This is a genomic window from Isoptericola sp. Y541, from assembly GCF_059445465.1.
The window spans coordinates 886,953-907,114 of sequence record NZ_JCAIUJ010000001.1; the positions used below are offsets into that span (position 1 = coordinate 886,953).

Sequence of the window (20,162 nt, forward strand, 5' to 3'; positions counted from 1 at the left end):
GTTCAGACCGGCTTGACGAGCGGGAAGAGGATGGTCTCGCGGATACCGAGCCCGGTGAGCGCCATGAGGAGCCGGTCGAGGCCCATTCCCATCCCACCCGACGGCGGCATGGCGTGCTCCATCGCGACGAGGAAGTCCTCGTCGAGGGCCATCGCCTCGTCGTCGCCAGCCGCGGCGAGCTCCGCCTGCGCCTCGAACCGCTGCCGCTGCACCACCGGGTCGACGAGCTCGGAGTACCCCGTGGCAAGCTCGAAGCCCCGCACGTACAGGTCCCACTTCTCCACCTGACCGGGCACGGAACGGTGCGCGCGGACCAGTGGCGACGTTTCCACCGGGAAGTCCCGAACGAACGTCGGCGCGTGGAGGGCGTCGCCCACGTGGTGCTCCCACAGCTCCTCGACCAGCTTGCCGTGGTTGGCCTTCTTCGGGTCCACCGAGATCTCGGCCTTCTCCGCGAGGTCCGTCAGGTGCTGCACGGTGGTCTCGGGCGTGATCTCCTCGCCCAGCGCCTTTGAGAGCGAGCCGTACATCGTGATCTGCGCCCACTCGCCGCCGAGGTCGTACTCCTCGCCGCCGGGGAGGATGACCACGGTGGTGCCGAGAACGTCGCGCGCCGCGGTCTGCACGAGATCCTGGGTGAGAGCGCCGATCGTGTTGTAGTCGCCGTACGCCTCATAGGCCTCGAGCATCGCGAACTCCGGCGAGTGCGTGGAGTCGGCGCCCTCGTTGCGGAAATTCCGATTGAGCTCGAAGACCTTCTCGACGCCGCCCACGACGGCCCGCTTGAGGAAGAGCTCCGGCGCGATCCGCAGGAAGAGGTCGATGTCATAGGCATTCATGTGCGTCCGGTAAGGCCGCGCGGACGCCCCCGACGCGATGGTCTGCAGCATCGGCGTCTCGATCTCGAGAAATCCGCGGCGGTGGAAGTTGTCGCGCAGGGAGCGCGTCACGCCGGCGCGGGTGCGCACCATCTCGCGGGCGGCGGGGCGCGCGATGAGGTCGACGTACCGCTGACGGACCCGGGCCTCCTCCGACAGCGCCTTGTGCAGCACCGGCAGCGGCCGCAGGGCCTTGGCCGCCATCTGCCACGAGTCGGCGAACACGCTCAGCTCGCCTCGCCGCGACGCGCCCACGCGGCCGTGCACGAACAGGTGGTCGCCCAGGTCGACGTCGGACTTGAACGCGGCCAGCGACTCCTCGCCCACCTCCTTGAGGCTGAGCATCGCCTGCAGGCGGCGCCCCTCGCCGTCCTGCAGCGTGACGAAGCACAACTTGCCCGTGTTGCGCAGGAAGACGACGCGGCCGGCCACGCCGACGACGTCGTCCGTCTCCTGGCCCGCCTCGAGGTGATCGTAGGCCTCGCGGATCGCGGCGATCGAGTGCGTCACCGGCAGGCCCACGGGGTACGCCTCGCCGCCCCGCTCGAGCAGCCGGTCGCGCTTCTCCCGGCGCACGCGCATCTGCTCCGGGAGATCGTCAGGGTCGCTGGAGGGCGCGGCGGAAGCGGGGTTCTGCGGGGAGGTCACCCAGAGATTCTACGAGCGTTCTCCACAGGCGACGTGCCTCGCCCCCTCCGCGGGTAGCGTTGCGACGCGTGAGCGTCACCGACCCGCAGCCTGACCTGCCCTCCAGCGACTTCCCGGCCCCTCCCACGCACGACCTGCCGTCCGCCGTCGAGCCCGGCCTGGACGCCGCATGGGTCGCCCGCACGGTCGAGGTGGCGCTCGACGAGGACCTCGGCGCGGCGCCGGGCCGCGACGTGACCACCCAGGCCACCGTGGCGCCGTCGGCCACGGGCTCGGCGGAGCTCGTCGCCCGGGCCGAGGGCTCCGTCGCGGGGCTCGTCGTGGTCGACGAGGCGCTGCGGCAGGTCGCCAGCCGGCTGGGCCTGCCCGCGCCGGTCGTGACGTTCCACACCCAGGACGGCGACGCCGTCTCCCCCGGGCAGGTGCTCGCCTCCCTCGTCGGGTCGGTCCAGGTGCTGCTGGTCGCGGAGCGGACGCTGCTCAACCTCGTCTCCCGGGCGTCCGGCGTCGCGACGGCCGCCGCCGCGTGGTCGCGCGAGCTCGCCGGCACCGGCGCCCAGGTGCTCGACACCCGCAAGACGACGCCGGGCCTGCGCGCCCTGGAGAAGTACGCCGTGCGCGCCGGTGGCGGCACCAACAAGCGCATGGGCCTGTTCGACGTCGCGATGGTCAAGGACAACCATGTGGTCGCCGCCGGCTCCGTGCGCGGCGCGATCGACGCCGTCCGCCGTGCGTTCCCCGACGTGCTGGTGCAGGTCGAGGCCGACACGACGGCGCAGGCCATGGAGGCCCTCGACGCCGGCGCGGACTTCCTGCTGCTCGACAACATGCCCACGCCGGTGCTCGCGGAGACGGTCGCCGCGGTCCGCGGGCGGCAGGGGCGCGACGGCGTGCCGCGGCACGTCGAGCTCGAGGCCACCGGCAACCTGACCCTGGAGCGTGCCCGCGAGGTCGCCGGCACCGGCGTCGACTACCTGTCCGTGGGGGCGCTCACGCACTCCGCCCCGATCCTCGACCTCGCGCTGGACCTCCGCCCCGCGAGGTAGTGCGAAATTCCGGACTACCTCGCGGGGATCGGGACTACCTCGCGGAGGGTGCCGCCGTCGTCGAGGGCGAGCTCGACGCGGCGCTGCCAGGCTGGGTCGGGCGCGGGGAAGTCCGCGCGGAAGTGCCCGCCGCGGGACTCCTCGCGCGTTCGGGCGGCGTGCACCAGCGCGCTGGCGACGTGGTGCACGTTGGTGGTCTCCCACTCGGCGGCCTGGGGGTCGGCGACGACGTCCGGGTCGCGATGGGCGTCCGACCGCACGGTGTCGAGGACGTCCGCGGCGCGCCCCAGGGACTCGGCCGTCCGCACCGGGCCGGCGCCGTCCGACGTCGCGCGCTGGACGCGGGAGCGAGCCGCGGCCGCCACGAGCGCCGCCTCGCCGGGGCGTGCCTCCGGCTCGGGGGCGCGGCGCAGCTCGCCGTCCTCGACCCGCCGCGCGACGTCGCGGGCGGCGCGGTGGGCGAAGACCAGGCCCTCCAGCAGCGAGTTGGAGGCCAGCCGGTTGGCGCCGTGCACGCCCGTGCACGCGACCTCCCCGACGGCGTAGAGCCCGGGCACCGACGTCCGCCCGCGGGCATCCGCCACGATGCCCCCCGAGTGGTAGTGCTGCGCGGGCGCCACGGGCACCGGCTCCTCGGTCCAGTCCATGCCGTGCTCGGCCAGCCGGGCAGTGATGCTGGGGAACCGGCGGCGTAGGAAGCCCGCGCCCAGGTGCCGCGCGTCGAGCAGCACGTGGTCGGCCGACGTGGCCGCCATGCGCCGCACGATGGCGTGCGCGACGACGTCCCGCGGGGCCAGCTCGGCGAGCTCGTGCTCGCGCGGCATGAAGCGGTACCCGTCGACATCGAGCAGCAGCGCGCCCTCGCCGCGCACGGCCTCGCTGATCAGCGGCTGCTGTCCCTTGGCGCCCAGCCCCAGCCACAGCACCGTGGGGTGGAACTGCACGAACTCCAGGTCGCCGACGACGGCGCCCGCGCGCAGGGCGGCGGCGATGCCGTCGCCCGTCGCGCCGGGCGGGTTGGTCGACGAGCGGAACACCTGCCCGATGCCGCCCGTGGCCAGCACGACCGCCGGTGCCAGCGCCGCGCCCACGCCGTCCCGCGTGCCCGCGCCGCGCACGTGCAGCGTGACCCCGGCGACGGGCCTTGACTCACGGTTCCTGAGCCTGTCGAAGGGCGACCGGCGATCAGGCGGGCCGGTGAGCACGTCGAGCACCAGCGCGTTCTCGAGCAACTCGATGCCAGGGTCGTCGCGCACGGCCTCGATCTGCGCGATCAGCGCGCGGGAGATTTCCGCCCCCGTGGCGTCGCCGCCCGCGTGCACGATCCGGTCGGCGCGGTGCCCGCCCTCGCGGGTGAGCGCGAGGCCGCCGTCCGGGCCGACGTCGAACGCCGTGCCGCGGGCCACCAGCTCGCGCACCCGGTCGGGGCCCTCGGTGACCAGCACGCGCACGGCCTCGGGGTCGCTCAGGCCGCCGCCGGCGGCGAGCGTGTCGGTGAGGTGTGCGTCCGGGGTGTCGTCGGGGTGCAGGGCCGCGGCGACGCCGCCCTGCGCCCACACCGTGGAGCCCGACGAGAGCGCCCCCTTGGTGACGAGCAGCACCCGCGGCACCCGCGTGCGCAGCTCGAGCGCGGCCGTGAGGCCGGCGACGCCGCTGCCGACGACGATCGCGTCGGCGGTGGTGGTCCAGCCGGGGGCGGGGGCGGCGAGCGCGCGGGCGAGCCGCGGCCCGTTCACCGAACCGTCACCAGGGCCGTCCCCAGGGCAGTCACCAAGAACGTCGCGATCACCGGACGGCCGCGAACGGCAGCCCGCTGGACTCCAGCCCGTAGCCACCCGGCACCTGGCCCGGGTCGTCGTCGAGCTGGACGATCCGGTTCTCCGGGTCGACGAAGACGACGGTGGGCTCGTAGGTGCGCGCGTCGGCGTCCGCGAGCATGCCGTAGGCGATGACGATGACGGTGTCCCCCGGGTGCACCAGGTGCGCGGCGGCCCCGTTGATGCTGACCTGGCGGCCGCCCCGCTCGCCCGGGATCACGTAGGTGGTGAGGCGGGCCCCGTTGGTCACGTCCACCACGTCGACCTGCTGGCCGGGGTAGAGGTCGGCCGCGTCGAGCAGGTCGGCATCGATGGTGATCGACCCGACATAGTTCAGGTCCGCCTGCGTCACGGTGGCGCGGTGGATCTTGCCGATCATCATCGGCCGCTGCAGGGAGGCAGGACGCCGGCGCGGGTGGCGCCCGGTCGTGTGCTCGGTCGTGTGCTCGGTCACGTGCTCAGTCGCGTGCTCTGTCACGGGGATTCTCCTGGCCGAGGTCCATGGCCTGGTTGTCGATCAGTCGGGTGGTGCCCACACGCGCCGCCACAAGGAGGAGCGCCGGGCCCCGGAAGTGCGCGGGGACCGGGGACACGGTAGTCGGGTCGACGAGTGCGAGGTAATCCACGTCAACCCCGACGACCCCCTTCAGGATTCCCGAGGCGGCGTCCAGCACCGCGACGGCGCCCTCCGCCACCGCGTCCGCGCCCGCCCGCAGCGACCGGGACAGCGAGAGCGAGAGCGCGCGCTCGTCGTCGGACAGGTACGCGTTGCGCGACGACATCGCGAGGCCGTCCGCCTCCCGCACCGTCGGGACGCCGCGCACCTCGACGTCCACGTCCAGGTCGCGGACCATGCGCCGCACGACGAGCAGCTGCTGCGCGTCCTTCTCCCCGAAGAGGGCGACGTCGGGCCGCGTGAGATGCATCAGCTTGAGCACCACGGTGAGCACGCCGTCCAGGTGCCCGGGGCGGGACTCGCCCTCGAGCACCTCGCCGATGCGGCCGGCCGACACCCGCACGATCGGGTCGCCGTCCGGGTACACGACGTCGGGGGTGGGCGCGAAGACGAGGTCGGCGCCCGCGGTGGCCAGCTTCGCGACGTCGCTGTCGAGGTCCCGCGGGTAGTGGTCCAGGTCCTCCCCCGCGCCGAACTGCAACGGGTTGACGAAGATCGTCACCACCACCTGACCGGTGGCCCCGGCCGCCTCGCGAGCCTGGCGTACCAGCTGCAGGTGCCCGTCGTGCAGGGCACCCATCGTCATGACGACCGCCCGGCGGTCGGTCGGCTCCGGCCCGGACAGCGTCCAGGCGGTCAGCGCGTCGTGCAGCTCACCCCGCGTGCGCACGACGGCGGGCTGCTCCGTCGGCTCCGTCGGCGAGGTCTCGGCGGTCATCGTGGCTCCTGGGGTGGATCGACGCGGTGCGGGTCGTCGGGGTGCGGGTCGTCGGGGTGCGGGTCGTCGGGGTGGGGCGGCGCCGGTGGCGCCAGCGCGTCGAGCAGGGCCCGGGCGGCCGCGTCGTCGATGCGGTGGGCGGCGAGGGCCCGGCTGGTGGCCCCGCGCGCCAGCTCGGTGTACGAGGCCGGGACGTCGGTGGCGCCGGTCGACGCCGCGAGCCCGCGCAGCGCGTCGAGGTGCGCGCGCACGGTGCCGACGTCGCCACGCGACACGGGCCCGGTGAGCGCGGTGATCGCGCCCGGCCCGACGCCGTCGCGCACGTCGGCGGCGCGCGTGGCGCCGTCGAGCGCGGCCGACAGCAGCGGGGCCAGCGCCCGGCCCGGCCGCTCGACCCCGGCGGCCTCGAGCGCCTGCGCGGCCTGCGCCACCAGCACCACCAGGTGGTTCGCGCCGTGCGCGAGGGCCGCGTGATACAGCCCGCGGGCCTCCTCCGCCACGACGACCGGCTCGCCCCCGACCTCGACGACGAGCGCCTGCCCGATGGGCTGGACGGCGGCCGGGGCGGTGACGGCGAAGGTGCTGCCCTCGAGCCGGTGCAGGTCGAGCGACGTGCCGGTGAACGTCATCGCCGGGTGCAGGGCCACCGGAATCGCGCCCGCCCGGCGCGCCGGGTCGAGCACCCCCGCGCCGTACCGGCCGGACGTGTGCACCACGAGCTGGCCGGGCTGCCACGCGCCGAGGGCCGCGAGCCCGGACACGACGTCCGCGAGCGCGTCGTCGGGCACCGCGAGCAGCACCATCTCGGCGCGCTCCACGACCTGTTGCACCTCCAGGTGCGGCACCCCCGGCAGCAGGGTCGCGATGCGCTCCCGGGACTCCTCGCTGACGCCGCTGGCGCCGACCACGATGTGCCCGGCGGCGCGCAGCGCGCTGCCGAGGACGGCCCCCACCCGGCCGGCGCCCACGATGCCGACGCCGAGGCGACCGGGCCGCGCGCCGGGCGGCACCAGGCCGTCGTCCGCGGGCTCGCTCATGGCCGCCCCTCCATCCAGCGCTCCGGCCCGGCGTGCGCGCGCGCCACCCGCGCCCGGTCGGACTGCTCCCCGAGCAGCCGCGCCGCATCGCCCTCGTCCAGGTGGTAGACGACCGGGCTGATCGGGCCGGGCGTCGAATGCAGCGCGAACGACGCGAGCCGCCGGCGGCGCTGCCACGGCCCCTGCACGAGCCCGAGGGACTGCGTCCGCTCGTGCGGCACGACCTCCAGCCGGCGCACGAACCTGCCGCCCCGGGCCAGCAGCGCCCGCCCGGTGACCGCGTACCCGTTGCGGCGCCAGCTCCACGGGTCGAGCAGCCGCGCGCGGCGCGGGCTCGTGACGAACCACCGGTCCGTGCGGGCGTCGCCGGCCAGGGCCTCGTGGAGGAGGGCGAGGGTCTGCTCCGGCTCCGCGAACTCGAGGTCCGGCAGCACCAGCCACAGCGCGGTGAGCGCCTGCTCGCGCGGCCCGACCGGCAGCAGCACGTGCTGCTGCTCCCCCTTGTTGCCGTCGCCGCCGCCGTACCCGGCCACGTTGACCTTGACCCGCCACCAGTCGGGCCCGCGCCACCACGGGCCCTGGGTGAGCGACACGGCCTGCACCCGCCCGGGCGGGATGGTCTGCGCGCGCGTCTCGAGCAGCCCGTGGCGCAGGCGGATCCCGTCCGGCGAGAGCGCGGCGCGGAAACCGAACTCGCCCGCGAAGCGCTGGAAGAGGTAGCCGCCGACGCCGAGCACGGCGGGCAGGGCGGAGAAGAGGATGCTCACCTCACGGGTCAGGAGCACCGCGACGCCCACGCCAAGCAGCGCCAGCACCGCGATCCACACCCCCGGCGTGCGCAGCAGCGAGAGCAGCAGCCGCGACGGCGGCACGTCGTAGACCTGGCGCTCCGGCGCCTCCGGGGCCACATCGTCTTCCCCGTCGGTCGAGACCTGGGACGTGGTTTCGCCAGCAACCACCGAAGCAGCAGGCTCAACCACCGGAGCAGTGCCGGAGCCGCGGGCCTTGACCCCCGCCGCGCGGGCGAGCAGGTCGGCGCGCAGGCGCTGGGCGTCCGCCTCCTTGAGGAAGCCGATCGCGACCCCCGAGTCCGAGCCGCCCGCCACCTCGAGCCGGAGCTCCGCCAGACCGAAGAGCCGGGCGAGCAGTGGCTGGCGCACGTCGATGGCCTGCAACCGGTCGAGCCGCGCGTGCCGCTGCTGGCGGAACAAGATGCCCTTGCGCAGGTGCACGGCGTCGTCGTCCACCGCGTACGCCGTCATGCGCCATGCGAGTGCGGCGTACCCGAAGATGATCCCCACGAGCAGGACCACCCCGAGCAGCACGATCCACCACAGCCCGCGGATCGCGCCGGCGGCCTGGACGGCTCTCGCCACGTCGTCGAGCACCTGCTGGCCGGCGATGACGAGGACGGCGACGATCGCCGCCCAGCCCCGCACGAACGGCGTGACGGGGTGGACACGGCGCCACTGCAGGTCGCGGTGCGCCTCCCCGCTGCTGACGTCCCCGCTGATGACGTCCCCGCCGCTGACAACTCCGGCGGCGTCCCCGGGTACGGGCTCCGGCATCTGGGCGCTCACAGGCCCGCCAGCCGCGCCTCGCCCCGCGCGGTGAGCCGGTCGCGCAGCCGCTCGGCCTCGTCGGGCACCAGGCCCGGGATGTCCGCGTCGGTGCCGGGCGACGCGGTGTGCAGCTGCACCTTCGCGATGCCCAGCTTCCGGTCGAGCGGGCCAGCCTCCACGTCCACGTACTGCATGCGGCCGTAGGGGACGACGACGAGCGAGCGGAACATGATGCCCTTGCGGATCAGCAGGTCGTCGTCCCGCTCCGCGTACCCGATGGCGCGCACCTGGCGGGGCACCAGGAGCACCGCCCACAGCAGCAGGGCCGCCGGGACCCCGGCGAGCAGCCAGAACCACGGCGAGAACAGGATGGCGAGCACCGCGCCGGCGACGATCGGCACCGCCAGGGTCACGGACGTCGAGACGAGCCGGGCGGGGACGAGCCGGGGCGAGACGCCCTGCCAGGCGACGTCCGGCGGGTCGAACGGTCCGGTCTGCGGCGCGGCCGACGGGTCGGGGCCCGCGGGGAGGCTGGTCATGGGCCCATCCTTCCATCCCCCCGGGGGAGCGACATCGACCGTCCGTCGCAGCGGCCGGCGCCGCGGGTCGGTCGGAAGGATGACCCGCCCACCGGTCAGGACGGCAACGGGTCGGCCTGCTCCTTGCCCTCGCCCTCGGCGTCGTCCGGCGGCGGCAGCTGGCAGAACTTCTCGACGACGAGGCCCACCACGCACAGCACGACGGCGCACAGGGCCGCGATCCCGGCGGCGACCGCCTGGTCGCGTCGGGCCTCGATGTGCAGCTGCCCGAGCACCACGAGCACGCTCGCGACGTACCGGCCGGCGAGCAGCGCCCCCGTCAGCGCCCCGGCCTTGGCCAGGACGAACGTGCGGGCGGCCCGCAGCGGGTCCAGGCCCGGCCGGTCGCCCTTCTGGTAGGCACGCACCGCCCAGCCGGCCCAGAAGATGCCGACGGCGAGGGCGAGCATCGCGACGTCCTCCACCCACGCGACCGTGGGCAGGTACACGCCGCGCGACTCGAACAGCCGCAGCAGCCCGGCGCCGCCGACCGCCACCACGGTCGCGACGAGGCCGAGCATGCCGACCGAGGTACGACGCATATCAGCGGTCGACCCCCTCGTCCCACGCCTGAGGACGAGTCTCGTCCCGGTACACGGCGGGATACTGCGCGGTGGGGCCGTCGACGGGTCGCGGCGCGAACGGGTCCGGCGCCGCGGTCGGCCCGGCGACGGGGGCCGGCGGCACGGGCTCGTGGAGCACGGGTTCCGGCGAGAGCGGCTCGGGCACGAACTCCGGCACGTACTGCCCGGGGGCGTACGGCTCCGGTGCCTGCGGCTCCGCCTGGTACGACTTGGACGGGTACTGCGACTCCGGCTCGTACGCCTCCGACGGGTACTGCGGCTCCGGCTCGAACGACGACGGCTCGAACGACGACGGCTCGAACGACGACGGCGCCAACGGCGGAGGCGCGAACGGACCCTGGTCAGGCGGCACCGCGGCCGCGCGAGGCTCGGGGGCGGGCGGCTCGACCGCCCGGCGCTCGACCGCCCGGGGCTCAACCGCCCGGGGCTCGACGGCGGGCGACTCGGCCACGGGAGGCTCGTAGGCGCCCGGCTCGACGCCGGGCGCGGCCGGCTCGGCCGCCGACGACTGCGGCACGGGGGCGGACGGCACCGGGTCGGCCGCCTCCGCGGAGACCTGCCCCGTGGTCTGCGTGGGCCCGGTCAGCCAGTCGAGCGCGAGCCAGCGGATGCCGGCGCGGTCCGGCGCGGTCACGGCGAGCTGCGCGACGGGCCCACCGCCCCCGCCGCCGAGCACGGCGTCGGGCGTCACCTCGGCCCAGGGCACGAGCACGAACGCCCGTTCCTTCGCCCTCGGGTGCGGCAGCTCGAGGTCGGGCGCGTGGGCGACCAGCGTGCCGTACTGCACGATGTCGACGTCGAGCGTGCGCGGCCCCCACCGATCCTCGCGGACGCGACCGTGCTGGGCCTCGACCTGCTGGACCCCGCGCAGCAGGTCCCGCGGCGACAGCGTGGTGCGCACCACGAGCACGGCGTTGAGGTAGTCCGGCTGCTCCGGCCCGCCCACGGCCGCAGTGCGGGCCAGCGGCGAGACCTCCATGACCTGGACGCCCGGGACGCGGTCGACGTCCGTCACCGCCTGGCGGAGCGTGACCTGCGCGTCGCCGAGGTTGGCCCCCAGCGCCAGCACGGCGTCGACGGGCTCGGCCGGGCTCGCGTCGAGGGGGTCGGCCGGGGGCGCCGCCGGGCGCTCGGGCTCCGGCTCGAGCGGGGTGGCCGCGGGGACCGGGGCCGACGGCACGGCCGCGGGCACGAGGTCCGGCACGGCGTCGATCATCGACCCGGGGACAGCGACGGCGACCGGCGCCACGGGAGGCGTCTCGACGGGCGGCGCCGGTGCCTGCGGAAGGGCGGGCGTGGCCTCGGCCGGCGGTTCCTGAGCCTGCGCCGTCCTGAGCTCGTCGAAGGGTCGTAGGGCGGCCGGCGGCGCAGCGGGCACGACCGGGGGGCGCGACCGGTCGCGACGCACCACGACCGCCACGTCGTCGAACGGGACCGGGATGGGCGCCTGCGGCTTGTGCACGCGCACGTCGACGGCGTGCACGGCAGGCCGGGACAGCACAACGGCGGCGATCCGCTCCGCGACGGTCTCGATCAGGTCGGCCGGCGACCCGGCGAGCACGTCGTGCACATCCTGCGCGACCTCGGCGTAGCTCACCGTCGCGGCGAGGTCGTCCGACGTGGCTGCCGTCCGCGTGTCCAGGTGCAGCACGACGTCCGCGCTGAAGACCTGGCCCTCCACGCGCTCGTGCGGGAGCACGCCGTGGTGGCCGGTCGCCGTGACGCCTGCGAGGCGGATCTGGTCGAGCGGTTGTCCGTCCGGTCCCGGGACGGCTGCGGCGAACGTCACGAGGGGTCCTCCTCCTCAGCAATAATTCCTGACCCGCCCACGGCGCCGATGCTGCGCGCCGATGCGGTCGTCCCGGCATCCTTCACATCCGACGCCGTCCAGGCGTCCGCGACGCGGACGGCGTCGGCGTTCGCCCGCACGGCGTGCACGCGGACCGCCCAGGCGCCGGCCGCCGCGGCGAGCGCGGAGATCGCCGCGGTCGCGGCGTCGCGCTCCAGGGGCGGGGCAGGCTCGTCGGCCGGCAGGCCGCGCGTCCCCTCGAGCAGGTGCCCCAGGAATCGCTTGCGCGACGCCCCCACGAGGACCGGGCGACCGAGGGTGTGCAGGGCCTCCAGGTGGGCCAGGATCGGCCAGTTCAGCACCCCTGCCTTCGAGAAGCCCAGGCCTGGGTCGAGCACCACCTGGTCCGGGCGCACCCCCGCCGCGACGAGGGAGTCCATGCGCCCCGCGAGCTCGTCGCGCACCTCGGCCACGACGTCGTCGTACACCTCGAGGCCGTCCATGACGTCCGCGTGGCCGCGCCAGTGCATCGCCACGTACGCGACCCCCGCGTCGGCGACGACGTGGCCCATGCGCGGGTCGGCGTAGCTGCCCGAGACGTCGTTCACCATCCGCGCGCCCGCGGCGACGGCGCGCTCGGCGACCGACGCCCGGGTGGTGTCGACCGACACCACGGCGCCGTGCGCCGCCAACCGCTCGATCACGGGGATCACCCGGCGCAGCTCCTCGGCCTCGCTCACGCGGGCGGATCCCGGCCGGGTCGACTCGCCTCCGACGTCCAGGATCTCCGCGCCGTCGGCGAGCAGGTCGAGGCCGTGCTGCACGCCGGCATCCGCGTCGAACCACTGCCCCCCGTCGGAGAACGAGTCGGGCGTGACGTTGACGACGCCCATCACGAGGCAGCGGCCGACGCCGGACAGCTCCGGCAGCCCGGCGACCGCCGCGTCGCGCGGGTGCACGCTCAGCGCCCCGAGATGAGGCCGATGGCCTCGGCTCGGGTGGCCGGGTTCTGCATGATGCCCCGCACGGCCGACGTGACCGTCCGGGAACCGGGCTTGCGCACCCCGCGCATCGACATGCACAGGTGCTCGCACTCCACCACGACCAGCACGCCGCGCGGCTCGAGGATCCGCACCATCGCGTCAGCGATCTGGGTCGTGAGGCGCTCCTGCACCTGCGGGCGCCGGGCGTACATCTCGACGAGGCGCGCGATCTTCGACAACCCCGTGATCCGGCCGTCCGTGCTGGGGATGTACCCCACGTGCGCGACGCCGTGGAACGGCACCAGGTGGTGCTCGCACGTCGAGTACACCTCGATGTCGCGCACCAGCACCATCTCCTCGTGGCCGAGGTCGAAGGTGGTGGTCAGCACGTCCTCCGGCTCCTGACGGAGCCCGGCGAAGATCTCCTGGTAGGCGCGCGCCACGCGCGCCGGCGTCTCGCGCAGCCCCTCGCGGTCCGGCTCCTCGCCGACCGCGAGGAGGAACTCGCGGACGGCCGCCTCCGCGCGGGCGGAGTCGTACGCCGGCACGTCCGCGGCCGCGCGCATGCCCAGGTCCGTCACCGGGTCGGTCACCGGCGGTCTCCCGCCGCCGGGGGCTCCGAGTCGGTGCCGAGGCCGGGCCCCGCCTCCTGCAGGTCCTCTTCGCCGGCGAGCGCGGCCTCGTCCTGCGGCACCACGGGCTGGCCGTTGCCGTTCGCCGCTGCCTTCTCGGCGTCGGTCAGCACGGGCCCGCGGGTGTGCACGGTGCGCTGCTCGCTGGAGAGCCACACGTCGCGCGGCTCGCGCTTGGTGATCGGGGCGAAGATCTCGGCGAGCTCGGACTGGTTCAGCGTCTCCTTTTCCAGCAGGCGCAGCACGAGGTCGTCGAGCACGTCGCGGTACTGGGTGAGCACTTCCCACGCCTCGTCGTGCGCCGACTCGATGAGTTTGCGCACCTCGTGGTCCACCATGCCGGCGACGGCCTCGGAGTACTCGCGCGTGTGCCCCATGTCGCGGCCCATGAACGGCTCGCCCGAGCCGGTGCCGAGCTTGATGGCGCCGACCTTCTCGCTCATGCCGTACTCGGTGACCATCTTGCGGGCGATCGCGCTCGCCTTCTCGATGTCGTTGCTGGCCCCCGTGGTGGGGTCGTGGAAGACGATCTCCTCCGCCACGCGGCCGCCCATCGCGTAGGCGAGCTGGTCCAGCAGCTCGTTGCGGGTGGTGGAGTACTTGTCCTCCATCGGCATCACCATGGTGTAGCCGAGGGCCCGCCCGCGCGGCAGGATCGTCACCTTCGTGACGGGGTCCGTGTAGCGCATCGCGGACGCCACCAGGGCGTGCCCGCCCTCGTGGTACGCGGTGATCTTCTGCTCCTTGAGCTGCATCACGCGGGTGCGCTTTTGCGGGCCCGCGATGACGCGGTCGATCGCCTCGTCCAGAGCGCGGTCGTCGATCAGCTGGGCGCCGCTGCGCGCGGTGAGCAGCGCGGCCTCGTTGAGCACGTTGGCCAGGTCGGCGCCCGTGAAGCCGGGGGTGCGGCGCGCGACGACGGCCAGGTCGATGCTCTCGACCATCGGCTTGCCCTGCGAGTGCACCTGGAGGATGTGCTCGCGGCCCTTGAGGTCCGGCGCCTCCACGGCGACCTGCCGGTCGAAGCGACCCGGGCGCAGCAGCGCGGGGTCCAGGATGTCGGGCCGGTTGGTGGCCGCGATGAGGATGACGTTCGTCTTGACGTCGAAGCCGTCCATCTCGACGAGCATCTGGTTGAGCGTCTGCTCGCGCTCGTCGTGCCCGCCGCCCATGCCGGCGCCGCGGTGGCGGCCGACGGCGTCGATCTCGTCCACGAAGATGATCGCCGGCGAGTTGTTCTTGGCCTGCTCGAACAGGTCGCGCACGCGGGACGCGCCGACGCCGACGAACATCTCGACGAAGTCCGAGCCGGAGATCGAGTAGAACGGCACCCCCGCCTCGCCGGCGACGGCGCGGGCGAGCAGGGTCTTGCCGGTGCCGGGCGGGCCGTACAGCAGCACGCCCTTGGGGATCTTCGCGCCCACGGCCTGGAACTTGGCCGGCTCGGCGAGGAACTCCTTGATCTCCTGCAGCTCCTCGACCGCCTCGTCGACGCCCGCGACGTCCGCGAACGTCACCTGCGGCATGTCCTTGGAGACGAGCTTGGCCTTCGACTTGCCGAAGCCCATGACGCCGCGGCTCCCGCCGCCCTGCATGCGCGACAGGATGAACCAGAAGACCACGCCGATGAGGAGGAACGGAATGATGAAGGAGAGTATCGAGCTCCAGAAGCTCGGCTGCGGCACCTCGGAGTTGAAGCCGTCCGGCGGGTCAGCGGCCTCGACAGCGGTCGCCACGGCGTCGCCCTGCGGCTGGACGTAGAAGAACTCGACCTTCGTCCCGTGGTCCTGCTCGTCGTCCTTGCCCGAGTCGGTGACGTACTTCTCGCTCAGCTCGAGCTCGACGCGCTGCTCACCGTCCACCATCAGGGCGTGGTCGACCGTGTCGCCGGCGAGCAGCTCGAGGCCCTGCGAGGTCTCGATCCGGGACACGCGATCCGTGTTGAACGCGCTGAAGGCCAGCGACACGAGGAGGAGGCCGACCACGATCCAGATGATCGGGCCGCTCAGGATCTTCTTGATGTTCATCGGCGACGGGGACGGCTCCCCGCTTCCCTTCCGTCGGGCAATGTGTGGATCACGACGCTACACGCTGGGTGTGGACGAACTGTGGGTGTTCGCCCAGGGCGCGATGGCCGCGTTCAGCTGTAGACGTGCGGTGCGAGGGTGCCCACGAACGGCAGGTTCCGGTACTTCTCCGCGTAGTCGAGGCCGTAGCCCACGACGAACTCGTTCGGGATGTCGAAACCGACGTACCGGACGTCGACGTCGACCTTCGCCGCGTCGGGCTTGCGGAGCATGGCCGCGATCTCGACGGATGCCGGCCCGCGGGACCGAAGGTTGGTGACCAGCCACGAGAGCGTGAGCCCGGAGTCGATGACGTCCTCGACGACGAGCACGTTGCGCCCGGTGAGGTCGGCGTCGAGGTCCTTGAGGATGCGCACGACCCCGGATGACTTGGTGCCCGACCCGTACGAGGACACCGCCATCCAGTCCATGTGCACCGGGTGGTGCAGGCGGCGGGCGAGGTCCGCCATGACCATGACCGCGCCCTTGAGGACGCCGACCAGCAGCAGGTCCTTGCCTGCGTAGTCGGCGTCGATCCGCGCGGCGATCTCGTCGAGCTTGCTGCCGATCTGCTCCTCGGTGAGCAGGATGTTGGCGAGGTCGCCTGAGACGTCCGACTGGTCCACGGTTCACTCCTCGAAGAGCGGGATGGGGGCTGGGGTGCGGGGCTGGGGGTGCGCCGGCCCTGTCCGGGACGAACCGGGCTCGTCCGGTCCCGGCCCGGCAGGGCGCAGGTAGAGCCTGCCACACGCGCGGAGCGCGCGAGCGTCGCCCGGCAGGTGGACGTCGCCCTGCCCATGCCACGAGACAACGAGGGCCTCCAGGGCGTCCACGTGCCGCGCCGTCGTCGCCCCGGGCGGGCAGCCGACGGCGAGCGCCGCGGCGCGCAGGGCCCGGCGTCGCAGGGCCGGGGGCGCCTCCGCGAGCGGCCCGACGTCGAGCACGATCCCGCCGGTTGAGCCTGCGCCGTCCTGAGCCTGTCGAAGGGTCGAAACCCCGTCGCTGGTTGAGCCTGCGCCGTCCTGAGCCTGTCGAAGGGTCGAAACCCCGCCGCTGGTTGAGCCTGTCGAAACCCCGCCGCTGGTTGAGCCTGCGCCGTCCTGAGCCTGTCGAAGGGTCGAAACCCCGCCGCTGGTTGAGCCTGTCGAAACCTGGTCCGTGGTCTCGACAGGCTTGACCGACGAGGGCGTCTCGACAGGCTCGCCCGACGAGGGCGTCTCGACAGGCTCGACCGACGAGGGCATCTCGACAGGCTCGACCGACGACGCCTCGAGCAGGTCGGCGGCGAGCGCGTCGAGCAGGTCGGCGTCGTCGCGCAGCTGGCCGGCCGTGCGCGCGAGCGCCTCCACGACGCCCGGCCCGAGCGCGTCCTTGAGCACCGGCACGACGGCGCCGCGCACGCGCGTCCTGGCGGGCGCCGGCCCGCCGTCGGCCGGGAGCAGGTTGGTGGGGTCGGTCCAGTAGTCGAGACCGAGGGCGAGACAGACGGCCTCCGTCTGCGCCCGGCGCAGGCCGAGGAACGGCCGGCGCAGGAGCCCGCGCCGCCGCGGCATCCCCGCGAGCGACCGCGCCCCGCTCCCCCGGGCCAGGCCGAGCAGCACCGACTCCGCCTGGTCGTCCAGGGTGTGGCCGAGCAGGACGGCGGCGGCGGCGGTCTCGCGGGCCACGTCGTCGAGCACGGCGTACCGGGCCTCGCGGGCCGCGGCCTCGGGCCCGCCGGAGCCGGGCGTCCCGGCCACCCGCACCCGGCGCACCAGCACGGGGTCCAGGCCGAGCGCCCGGCACCGCGCGGCGGCGGCGGCGGCCACCTCGGCCGAGCCCGGCTGCATCCCGTGGTCGACGACGACCGCGCCCACCCGCACCTCGTACCCGGGCGAGCGCACCGACCGACCCACGCGCCGCGCCTCGTCCGCGGTCGCCGCGGCCAGCGCGAGGCTGTCCGCACCCCCGGAGCAGGCGACGAGCACCAGCCCGCCCGGCGTCAGGCCGCCCGCATCGGCCAGGTCCGCGAGGTCCGCAAGCTCGGCGCGCACGGCCCCACGGGCCGCCGCGAGCGCCGGGTCGACGCGTGCCATCTCTTCTCGCCCCCGCACCCGGCCTCAGCCGTGGACGCGGCGCACCCAGGCGCGCGGGTCGGCGATCTCGCGGGCGGACGGCAGGTGCGCGGCGTCGGTCCACACGGCGTTGAGCCCCTCGCGCCCCACCCGTTCTTCGACGTCGCGCACGAACGCGGCGCCGTCGCGGTACTGGGCGAGCTTGGCGTCCATGCCGAGCACCCGGCGCAGCACGACGTCCAGGGCGGGCGCGCCCTCGCCGTCTCGACGCTTCTCGAACCGGGCACGGATGGTGCGGACCGTGCGCACGACGCGCGGCCCGACGGCGTCCATCATCACGTCGGCGTGGCCCTCCAGCAGCGCCATCACGGCGGTGATCTCCTCGAGCTCGCGCCGCTGCTCGGGGCCGAGGACGCCGTCGAGCGGGGTGACGAGCTCCCCCCGCACCGCCCGCAGCGCCGTGCGGCCGACCACCGCGAGCTTCTGTCGCAGCGGGGCGCGCGCCATCCGTACGGAGGACTCCGTGACCCCGTGCAGCAGGTCGCCGACCCGCCCCACCAGGTGGCCCGCGAGCCAGGGCGCGGTGGCGAACTGCATCGCGTGCGTCTGCTCGTGGAGGCACACCCAGAGGCGGAAGTCGCGCGGGCGCAGGCCGAGCGCCCGCTCCACCTGCAGCACGTTGGGGGCGACGAGCAGCAGCCTGCCGCGCCCCTCCGCGAGGCCCACCCCGTACGGGTCGAACTGGCCGAGCACCCGGCCCGAGAGCAGCGCCAGCAGGCCGCCGACCTCGGCGGCGCCGGCCAACCGGGCGGCCTGCGACATCGACGGCACGTCGGCGGCCAGCGCCGTCATGACCGGGTCCGTCATCGCACGCATCGACTGCGCGTTCGCGCGCGTCCACCCGACCCGGTCCACGACGTGCACGTCGCCCAGGCCGCCGTCGGCGGCCTGCGGGCCGGCCGGCTGCATGCCGGTGACCTCCAGCACGTGCCCGACGGAGGCGCCGGCGGCCGTGCGCAGCCCGGCCACGAGCTCGTCCAGCTCGTCGCGGGGGGCCGTCGCGCCGGGGCGGGCGAGGCGGCCCGCGATCTGCGCCGCCGCCGTCCAGTCCAGGAGGGGCTCGGCGGCGCGGGCGGGGGTGGTCACGGGACCACGGTAACCACCCTCGGGTCGAGGGCCGCACCCGCCGGCGCAGGCACAGGTCGGCGGAGGCACAGGTCGGCGGAGGCATAGGGTTCCGCGATGGACATCGCTCTCGTCGTACGGGGCCCGGTCGACGACGCCGCGCTCTCGGACCTGCACGCGCGCGCGTTCGCGAACCCGGGCCAGGCGATCGAGGGCTGGTCGGAGCGACTCGCACGCCACAGCCTCACCTGGGTCACCGCGATCGACCCGGCCGGTGTGCTTGTCGGGTTCGTCAACGTGATCGGCGACGGCGGACAGCACGCGGTGCTGCTCGACACGGTCGTCGAACCCGCACGGCAGGGGCACGGCATCGGGCGAGCCCTGGTGGCCGCCGCCGCCCGCGCCGCCCGTGATCACGGCTGCGCCTGGCTGCACGTCGACTTCGAGGCCGACCGGGCACGGTTCTACCTGGACGCCTGCGGGTTCCGCACGACCGCCGCCGGCCTGCTGCAGCTCACCTAGCAGCAGTCGACGAGCGTCAGCGGCAGCCGCAGTCGGCGAGTTGGCCAGCGAAGTTGTCGAAGATGACCCGCGCGCCGTACGCGCCGCCGTCGGGCACCTTGTCCGCCATGGTGACGAACACGAGGAGTCGGTCGTCCGCCGTCACGACGGTGCCCGCCAGGCTGGTGACGTTCGGCAGGCTGCCGGTCTTGCCGTTCACGTACCCGCGGCCCGGGTTGCCCTGCGCGAAGCGGTCGTGGAGCGTGCCGTTGAGCCCCGCCACGGCGAGCCCGTCGGCGACGTCGCGCAGCGCCGGGCGGTCGGGGTCGACGGCGAGCCCCAGCACGCCCCCCAGCTGCCGCGCCGAGAGCCGCGAGCCACGGCCGAGCCCGGAGAGGTCGACGAGCTTGGCGCCCTCCATGTCGACCCCGAGGTCGTCGTTGCCGGCGAGCACGGCCCGGATCGCGTCCTCGCCGGTGCCCGGCAGGCCAGCGTCGATCGCCACGATCCGCCCCATGACCTCGGTGATCGTGTTGTCGGACCGGCGAAGCATGTCGCCGACGACGTCGCGCAGCGGCGCCGACTCCACCCGGCCGACCTCCCGGGCGGACGACGGCGCGGAGGCGCGAGAGACGTCCCCCCGCACGGACACGCCGCGCTCGGCGAGCGCCTTCGCGAACGTCGCGGCGGCCGCCGCCGCCGGGTCCTCCTCCCGGGGCGCGTACTCCTCGTCGGTGGTCCGCGCGACGTCGACCGCGAGCGCCGCCACGGGCGCGGTGTAGCCGTCCTTGACGTCGGCCTTCGGGATGGACGCGGGCACCGCCGGTCCGGTGAAGAGCGTGTCGTCCAGGCTGAGGGTCACGGTGTCCTGGCCGGTCACGAGCACCTGGCCCGCCACCTGGTCGGCGAGGTCGCCCAGGCCCGCGCGGCCGTTCACGGCGTCCGGGTCGCCGGCGCCGGCGGCGAGCAGCATGTCGCCGCCGCCGACCAGCACCAGGTGGGAGTCGCCGTCGAGCACGACCGTCGTGGGAAGCGTCGTGTCCCCGCCAGGCCCCTCGAGGGTGGCGACGGCGGTGAGCAGCTTCTGGATCGACGCCGGCACCATCGCCTTGTCGGGCGCCGTCGAACCGAGCACCTCGCCCGTGGCCGCGTCGGTCACGAACGCGCTCACCCGCTTGCCCAGACGCTTGTCGCCCGCCAGCTCCTTCACGAGCTTGCCGACGGCCGCCGTCTCCGGCTCGGGGGCGTCGGACGGGAGGTCCGGCAGGGAGCGCTCGAGCTCGGGACCGGTCGTGGCGCCCGGAGCGGAGGGGAAGGGGGCTGGCGCCGCGGGGGGCGCCGCGGTGGTGAGCATGCCGGGGACGACGTCGTAGGCGTCCGCGACGAGGTATCCGCTGAAGAGCACGACCACTGTCGTGACGGTGGCGCCGACGCTCGCCCGCCACCCCATGCGGCCCCTCCTCGTGTC

General features: G+C 74.6%; 18 protein-coding genes. 2 read left to right on the top strand and 16 right to left on the bottom strand.

Annotation, left to right across the window (positions count from 1 at the left end):
• Nucleotides 1–2 precede the first annotated feature (2 nt).
• The gene (lysS, locus tag AC1C2V_RS04010) at nt 3–1,526 is read right to left on the bottom strand and encodes a lysine--tRNA ligase (RefSeq protein WP_495388265.1); all 1,524 of its coding nucleotides are present in this window, start codon (nt 1,524–1,526) and stop codon (nt 3–5) included.
• A 134-nt stretch (nt 1,527–1,660) separates the two neighbouring features.
• Here lysS and nadC point away from each other — a divergent pair, with 134 nt between their 5' ends.
• Nucleotides 1,661–2,572: a carboxylating nicotinate-nucleotide diphosphorylase gene (gene nadC, locus AC1C2V_RS04015; RefSeq protein WP_495388446.1), complete on the top strand. Its 912-nt coding sequence runs from the start codon at nt 1,661–1,663 to the stop codon at nt 2,570–2,572.
• 14 nt (nt 2,573–2,586) lie between these two features.
• Here the strand turns inward: nadC and AC1C2V_RS04020 are convergent, their stop codons facing one another.
• From AC1C2V_RS04020 to AC1C2V_RS04085, 14 genes are all read right to left on the bottom strand, one after another.
• Nucleotides 2,587–4,308, bottom strand: a complete 1,722-nt coding sequence (locus tag AC1C2V_RS04020; RefSeq protein ID WP_495388266.1) for an L-aspartate oxidase — start codon at nt 4,306–4,308, stop codon at nt 2,587–2,589.
• A 49-nt stretch (nt 4,309–4,357) separates the two neighbouring features.
• A complete protein-coding gene (panD, locus tag AC1C2V_RS04025; RefSeq protein WP_495388447.1) occupies nt 4,358–4,771 on the bottom strand; it encodes an aspartate 1-decarboxylase in 414 nt (137 codons plus the stop codon).
• A gap of 76 nt (nt 4,772–4,847) precedes the next feature.
• Complete coding sequence (gene panC / locus AC1C2V_RS04030; protein WP_495388267.1) at nt 4,848–5,783, bottom strand: pantoate--beta-alanine ligase; 936 nt, start codon at nt 5,781–5,783, stop codon at nt 4,848–4,850.
• Entirely contained in the window at nt 5,780–6,820 is a 1,041-nt protein-coding gene (locus AC1C2V_RS04035) for a Rossmann-like and DUF2520 domain-containing protein (protein WP_495388268.1), read from the bottom strand. The genes panC and AC1C2V_RS04035 overlap by 4 nt, the downstream gene beginning before the upstream one ends.
• Nucleotides 6,817–8,388, bottom strand: a complete 1,572-nt coding sequence (locus tag AC1C2V_RS04040) for a PH domain-containing protein (RefSeq protein ID WP_495388269.1) — start codon at nt 8,386–8,388, stop codon at nt 6,817–6,819. The genes AC1C2V_RS04035 and AC1C2V_RS04040 overlap by 4 nt, the downstream gene beginning before the upstream one ends.
• A gap of 8 nt (nt 8,389–8,396) precedes the next feature.
• On the bottom strand, nt 8,397–8,921 hold the full coding sequence (locus tag AC1C2V_RS04045) for a PH domain-containing protein (RefSeq protein ID WP_495388270.1): 525 nt from the start codon (nt 8,919–8,921) through the stop codon (nt 8,397–8,399).
• A 95-nt stretch (nt 8,922–9,016) separates the two neighbouring features.
• Nucleotides 9,017–9,502 (bottom strand): DUF3180 domain-containing protein, encoded by a 486-nt coding sequence (locus tag AC1C2V_RS04050; protein WP_495388271.1) that lies wholly within the window; start codon nt 9,500–9,502, stop codon nt 9,017–9,019.
• 1 nt (nt 9,503) lies between these two features.
• A complete protein-coding gene (folK, locus tag AC1C2V_RS04055) occupies nt 9,504–11,333 on the bottom strand; it encodes a 2-amino-4-hydroxy-6-hydroxymethyldihydropteridine diphosphokinase (protein WP_495388272.1) in 1,830 nt (609 codons plus the stop codon).
• On the bottom strand, nt 11,330–12,292 hold the full coding sequence (gene folP / locus AC1C2V_RS04060) for a dihydropteroate synthase (protein WP_495388273.1): 963 nt from the start codon (nt 12,290–12,292) through the stop codon (nt 11,330–11,332). The genes folK and folP overlap by 4 nt, the downstream gene beginning before the upstream one ends.
• A 2-nt stretch (nt 12,293–12,294) precedes the next feature.
• Nucleotides 12,295–12,882, bottom strand: a complete 588-nt coding sequence (gene folE, locus AC1C2V_RS04065) for a GTP cyclohydrolase I FolE (RefSeq protein ID WP_495388448.1) — start codon at nt 12,880–12,882, stop codon at nt 12,295–12,297.
• 23 nt (nt 12,883–12,905) lie between these two features.
• The gene (gene ftsH, locus AC1C2V_RS04070; RefSeq protein WP_495388274.1) at nt 12,906–14,975 is read right to left on the bottom strand and encodes an ATP-dependent zinc metalloprotease FtsH; all 2,070 of its coding nucleotides are present in this window, start codon (nt 14,973–14,975) and stop codon (nt 12,906–12,908) included.
• A 113-nt stretch (nt 14,976–15,088) separates the two neighbouring features.
• Nucleotides 15,089–15,640 (bottom strand): hypoxanthine phosphoribosyltransferase, encoded by a 552-nt coding sequence (gene hpt / locus AC1C2V_RS04075; RefSeq protein ID WP_495388275.1) that lies wholly within the window; start codon nt 15,638–15,640, stop codon nt 15,089–15,091.
• 3 nt (nt 15,641–15,643) lie between these two features.
• Nucleotides 15,644–17,089, bottom strand: a complete 1,446-nt coding sequence (tilS, locus tag AC1C2V_RS04080) for a tRNA lysidine(34) synthetase TilS (RefSeq protein WP_495388276.1) — start codon at nt 17,087–17,089, stop codon at nt 15,644–15,646.
• A gap of 24 nt (nt 17,090–17,113) precedes the next feature.
• Nucleotides 17,114–18,214, bottom strand: a complete 1,101-nt coding sequence (locus AC1C2V_RS04085; RefSeq protein WP_495388277.1) for a zinc-dependent metalloprotease — start codon at nt 18,212–18,214, stop codon at nt 17,114–17,116.
• 96 nt (nt 18,215–18,310) lie between these two features.
• Between AC1C2V_RS04085 and AC1C2V_RS04090 the strand changes: the two genes are divergently transcribed.
• A complete protein-coding gene (locus tag AC1C2V_RS04090; RefSeq protein ID WP_495388278.1) occupies nt 18,311–18,715 on the top strand; it encodes a GNAT family N-acetyltransferase in 405 nt (134 codons plus the stop codon).
• A gap of 16 nt (nt 18,716–18,731) precedes the next feature.
• On the opposite strand, the gene dacB is transcribed toward AC1C2V_RS04090, so the two are convergent.
• A complete protein-coding gene (dacB, locus tag AC1C2V_RS04095; RefSeq protein WP_495388279.1) occupies nt 18,732–20,144 on the bottom strand; it encodes a D-alanyl-D-alanine carboxypeptidase/D-alanyl-D-alanine endopeptidase in 1,413 nt (470 codons plus the stop codon).
• Nucleotides 20,145–20,162 lie beyond the last annotated feature (18 nt).

What these genes read in the sequence shown, in the direction of transcription:
- panD (WP_495388447.1), bottom strand. Translation starts at nt 4,771, where the DNA reads ATGATGATCGGCAAGATCCACCGCGCCACCGTGACGCAGGCGGACCTG.
- panC (WP_495388267.1), bottom strand. Translation starts at nt 5,783, where the DNA reads ATGACCGCCGAGACCTCGCCGACGGAGCCGACGGAGCAGCCCGCCGTC.
- AC1C2V_RS04035 (WP_495388268.1), bottom strand. Translation starts at nt 6,820, where the DNA reads ATGAGCGAGCCCGCGGACGACGGCCTGGTGCCGCCCGGCGCGCGGCCC.
- AC1C2V_RS04040 (WP_495388269.1), bottom strand. Translation starts at nt 8,388, where the DNA reads ATGCCGGAGCCCGTACCCGGGGACGCCGCCGGAGTTGTCAGCGGCGGG.
- AC1C2V_RS04045 (WP_495388270.1), bottom strand. Translation starts at nt 8,921, where the DNA reads ATGACCAGCCTCCCCGCGGGCCCCGACCCGTCGGCCGCGCCGCAGACC.
- AC1C2V_RS04050 (WP_495388271.1), bottom strand. Translation starts at nt 9,502, where the DNA reads ATGCGTCGTACCTCGGTCGGCATGCTCGGCCTCGTCGCGACCGTGGTG.
- folE (WP_495388448.1), bottom strand. Translation starts at nt 12,882, where the DNA reads ATGCGCGCGGCCGCGGACGTGCCGGCGTACGACTCCGCCCGCGCGGAG.
- ftsH (WP_495388274.1), bottom strand. Translation starts at nt 14,975, where the DNA reads ATGAACATCAAGAAGATCCTGAGCGGCCCGATCATCTGGATCGTGGTC.
- tilS (WP_495388276.1), bottom strand. Translation starts at nt 17,089, where the DNA reads ATGGCACGCGTCGACCCGGCGCTCGCGGCGGCCCGTGGGGCCGTGCGC.
- AC1C2V_RS04090 (WP_495388278.1), top strand. Translation starts at nt 18,311, where the DNA reads ATGGACATCGCTCTCGTCGTACGGGGCCCGGTCGACGACGCCGCGCTC.
- dacB (WP_495388279.1), bottom strand. Translation starts at nt 20,144, where the DNA reads ATGGGGTGGCGGGCGAGCGTCGGCGCCACCGTCACGACAGTGGTCGTG.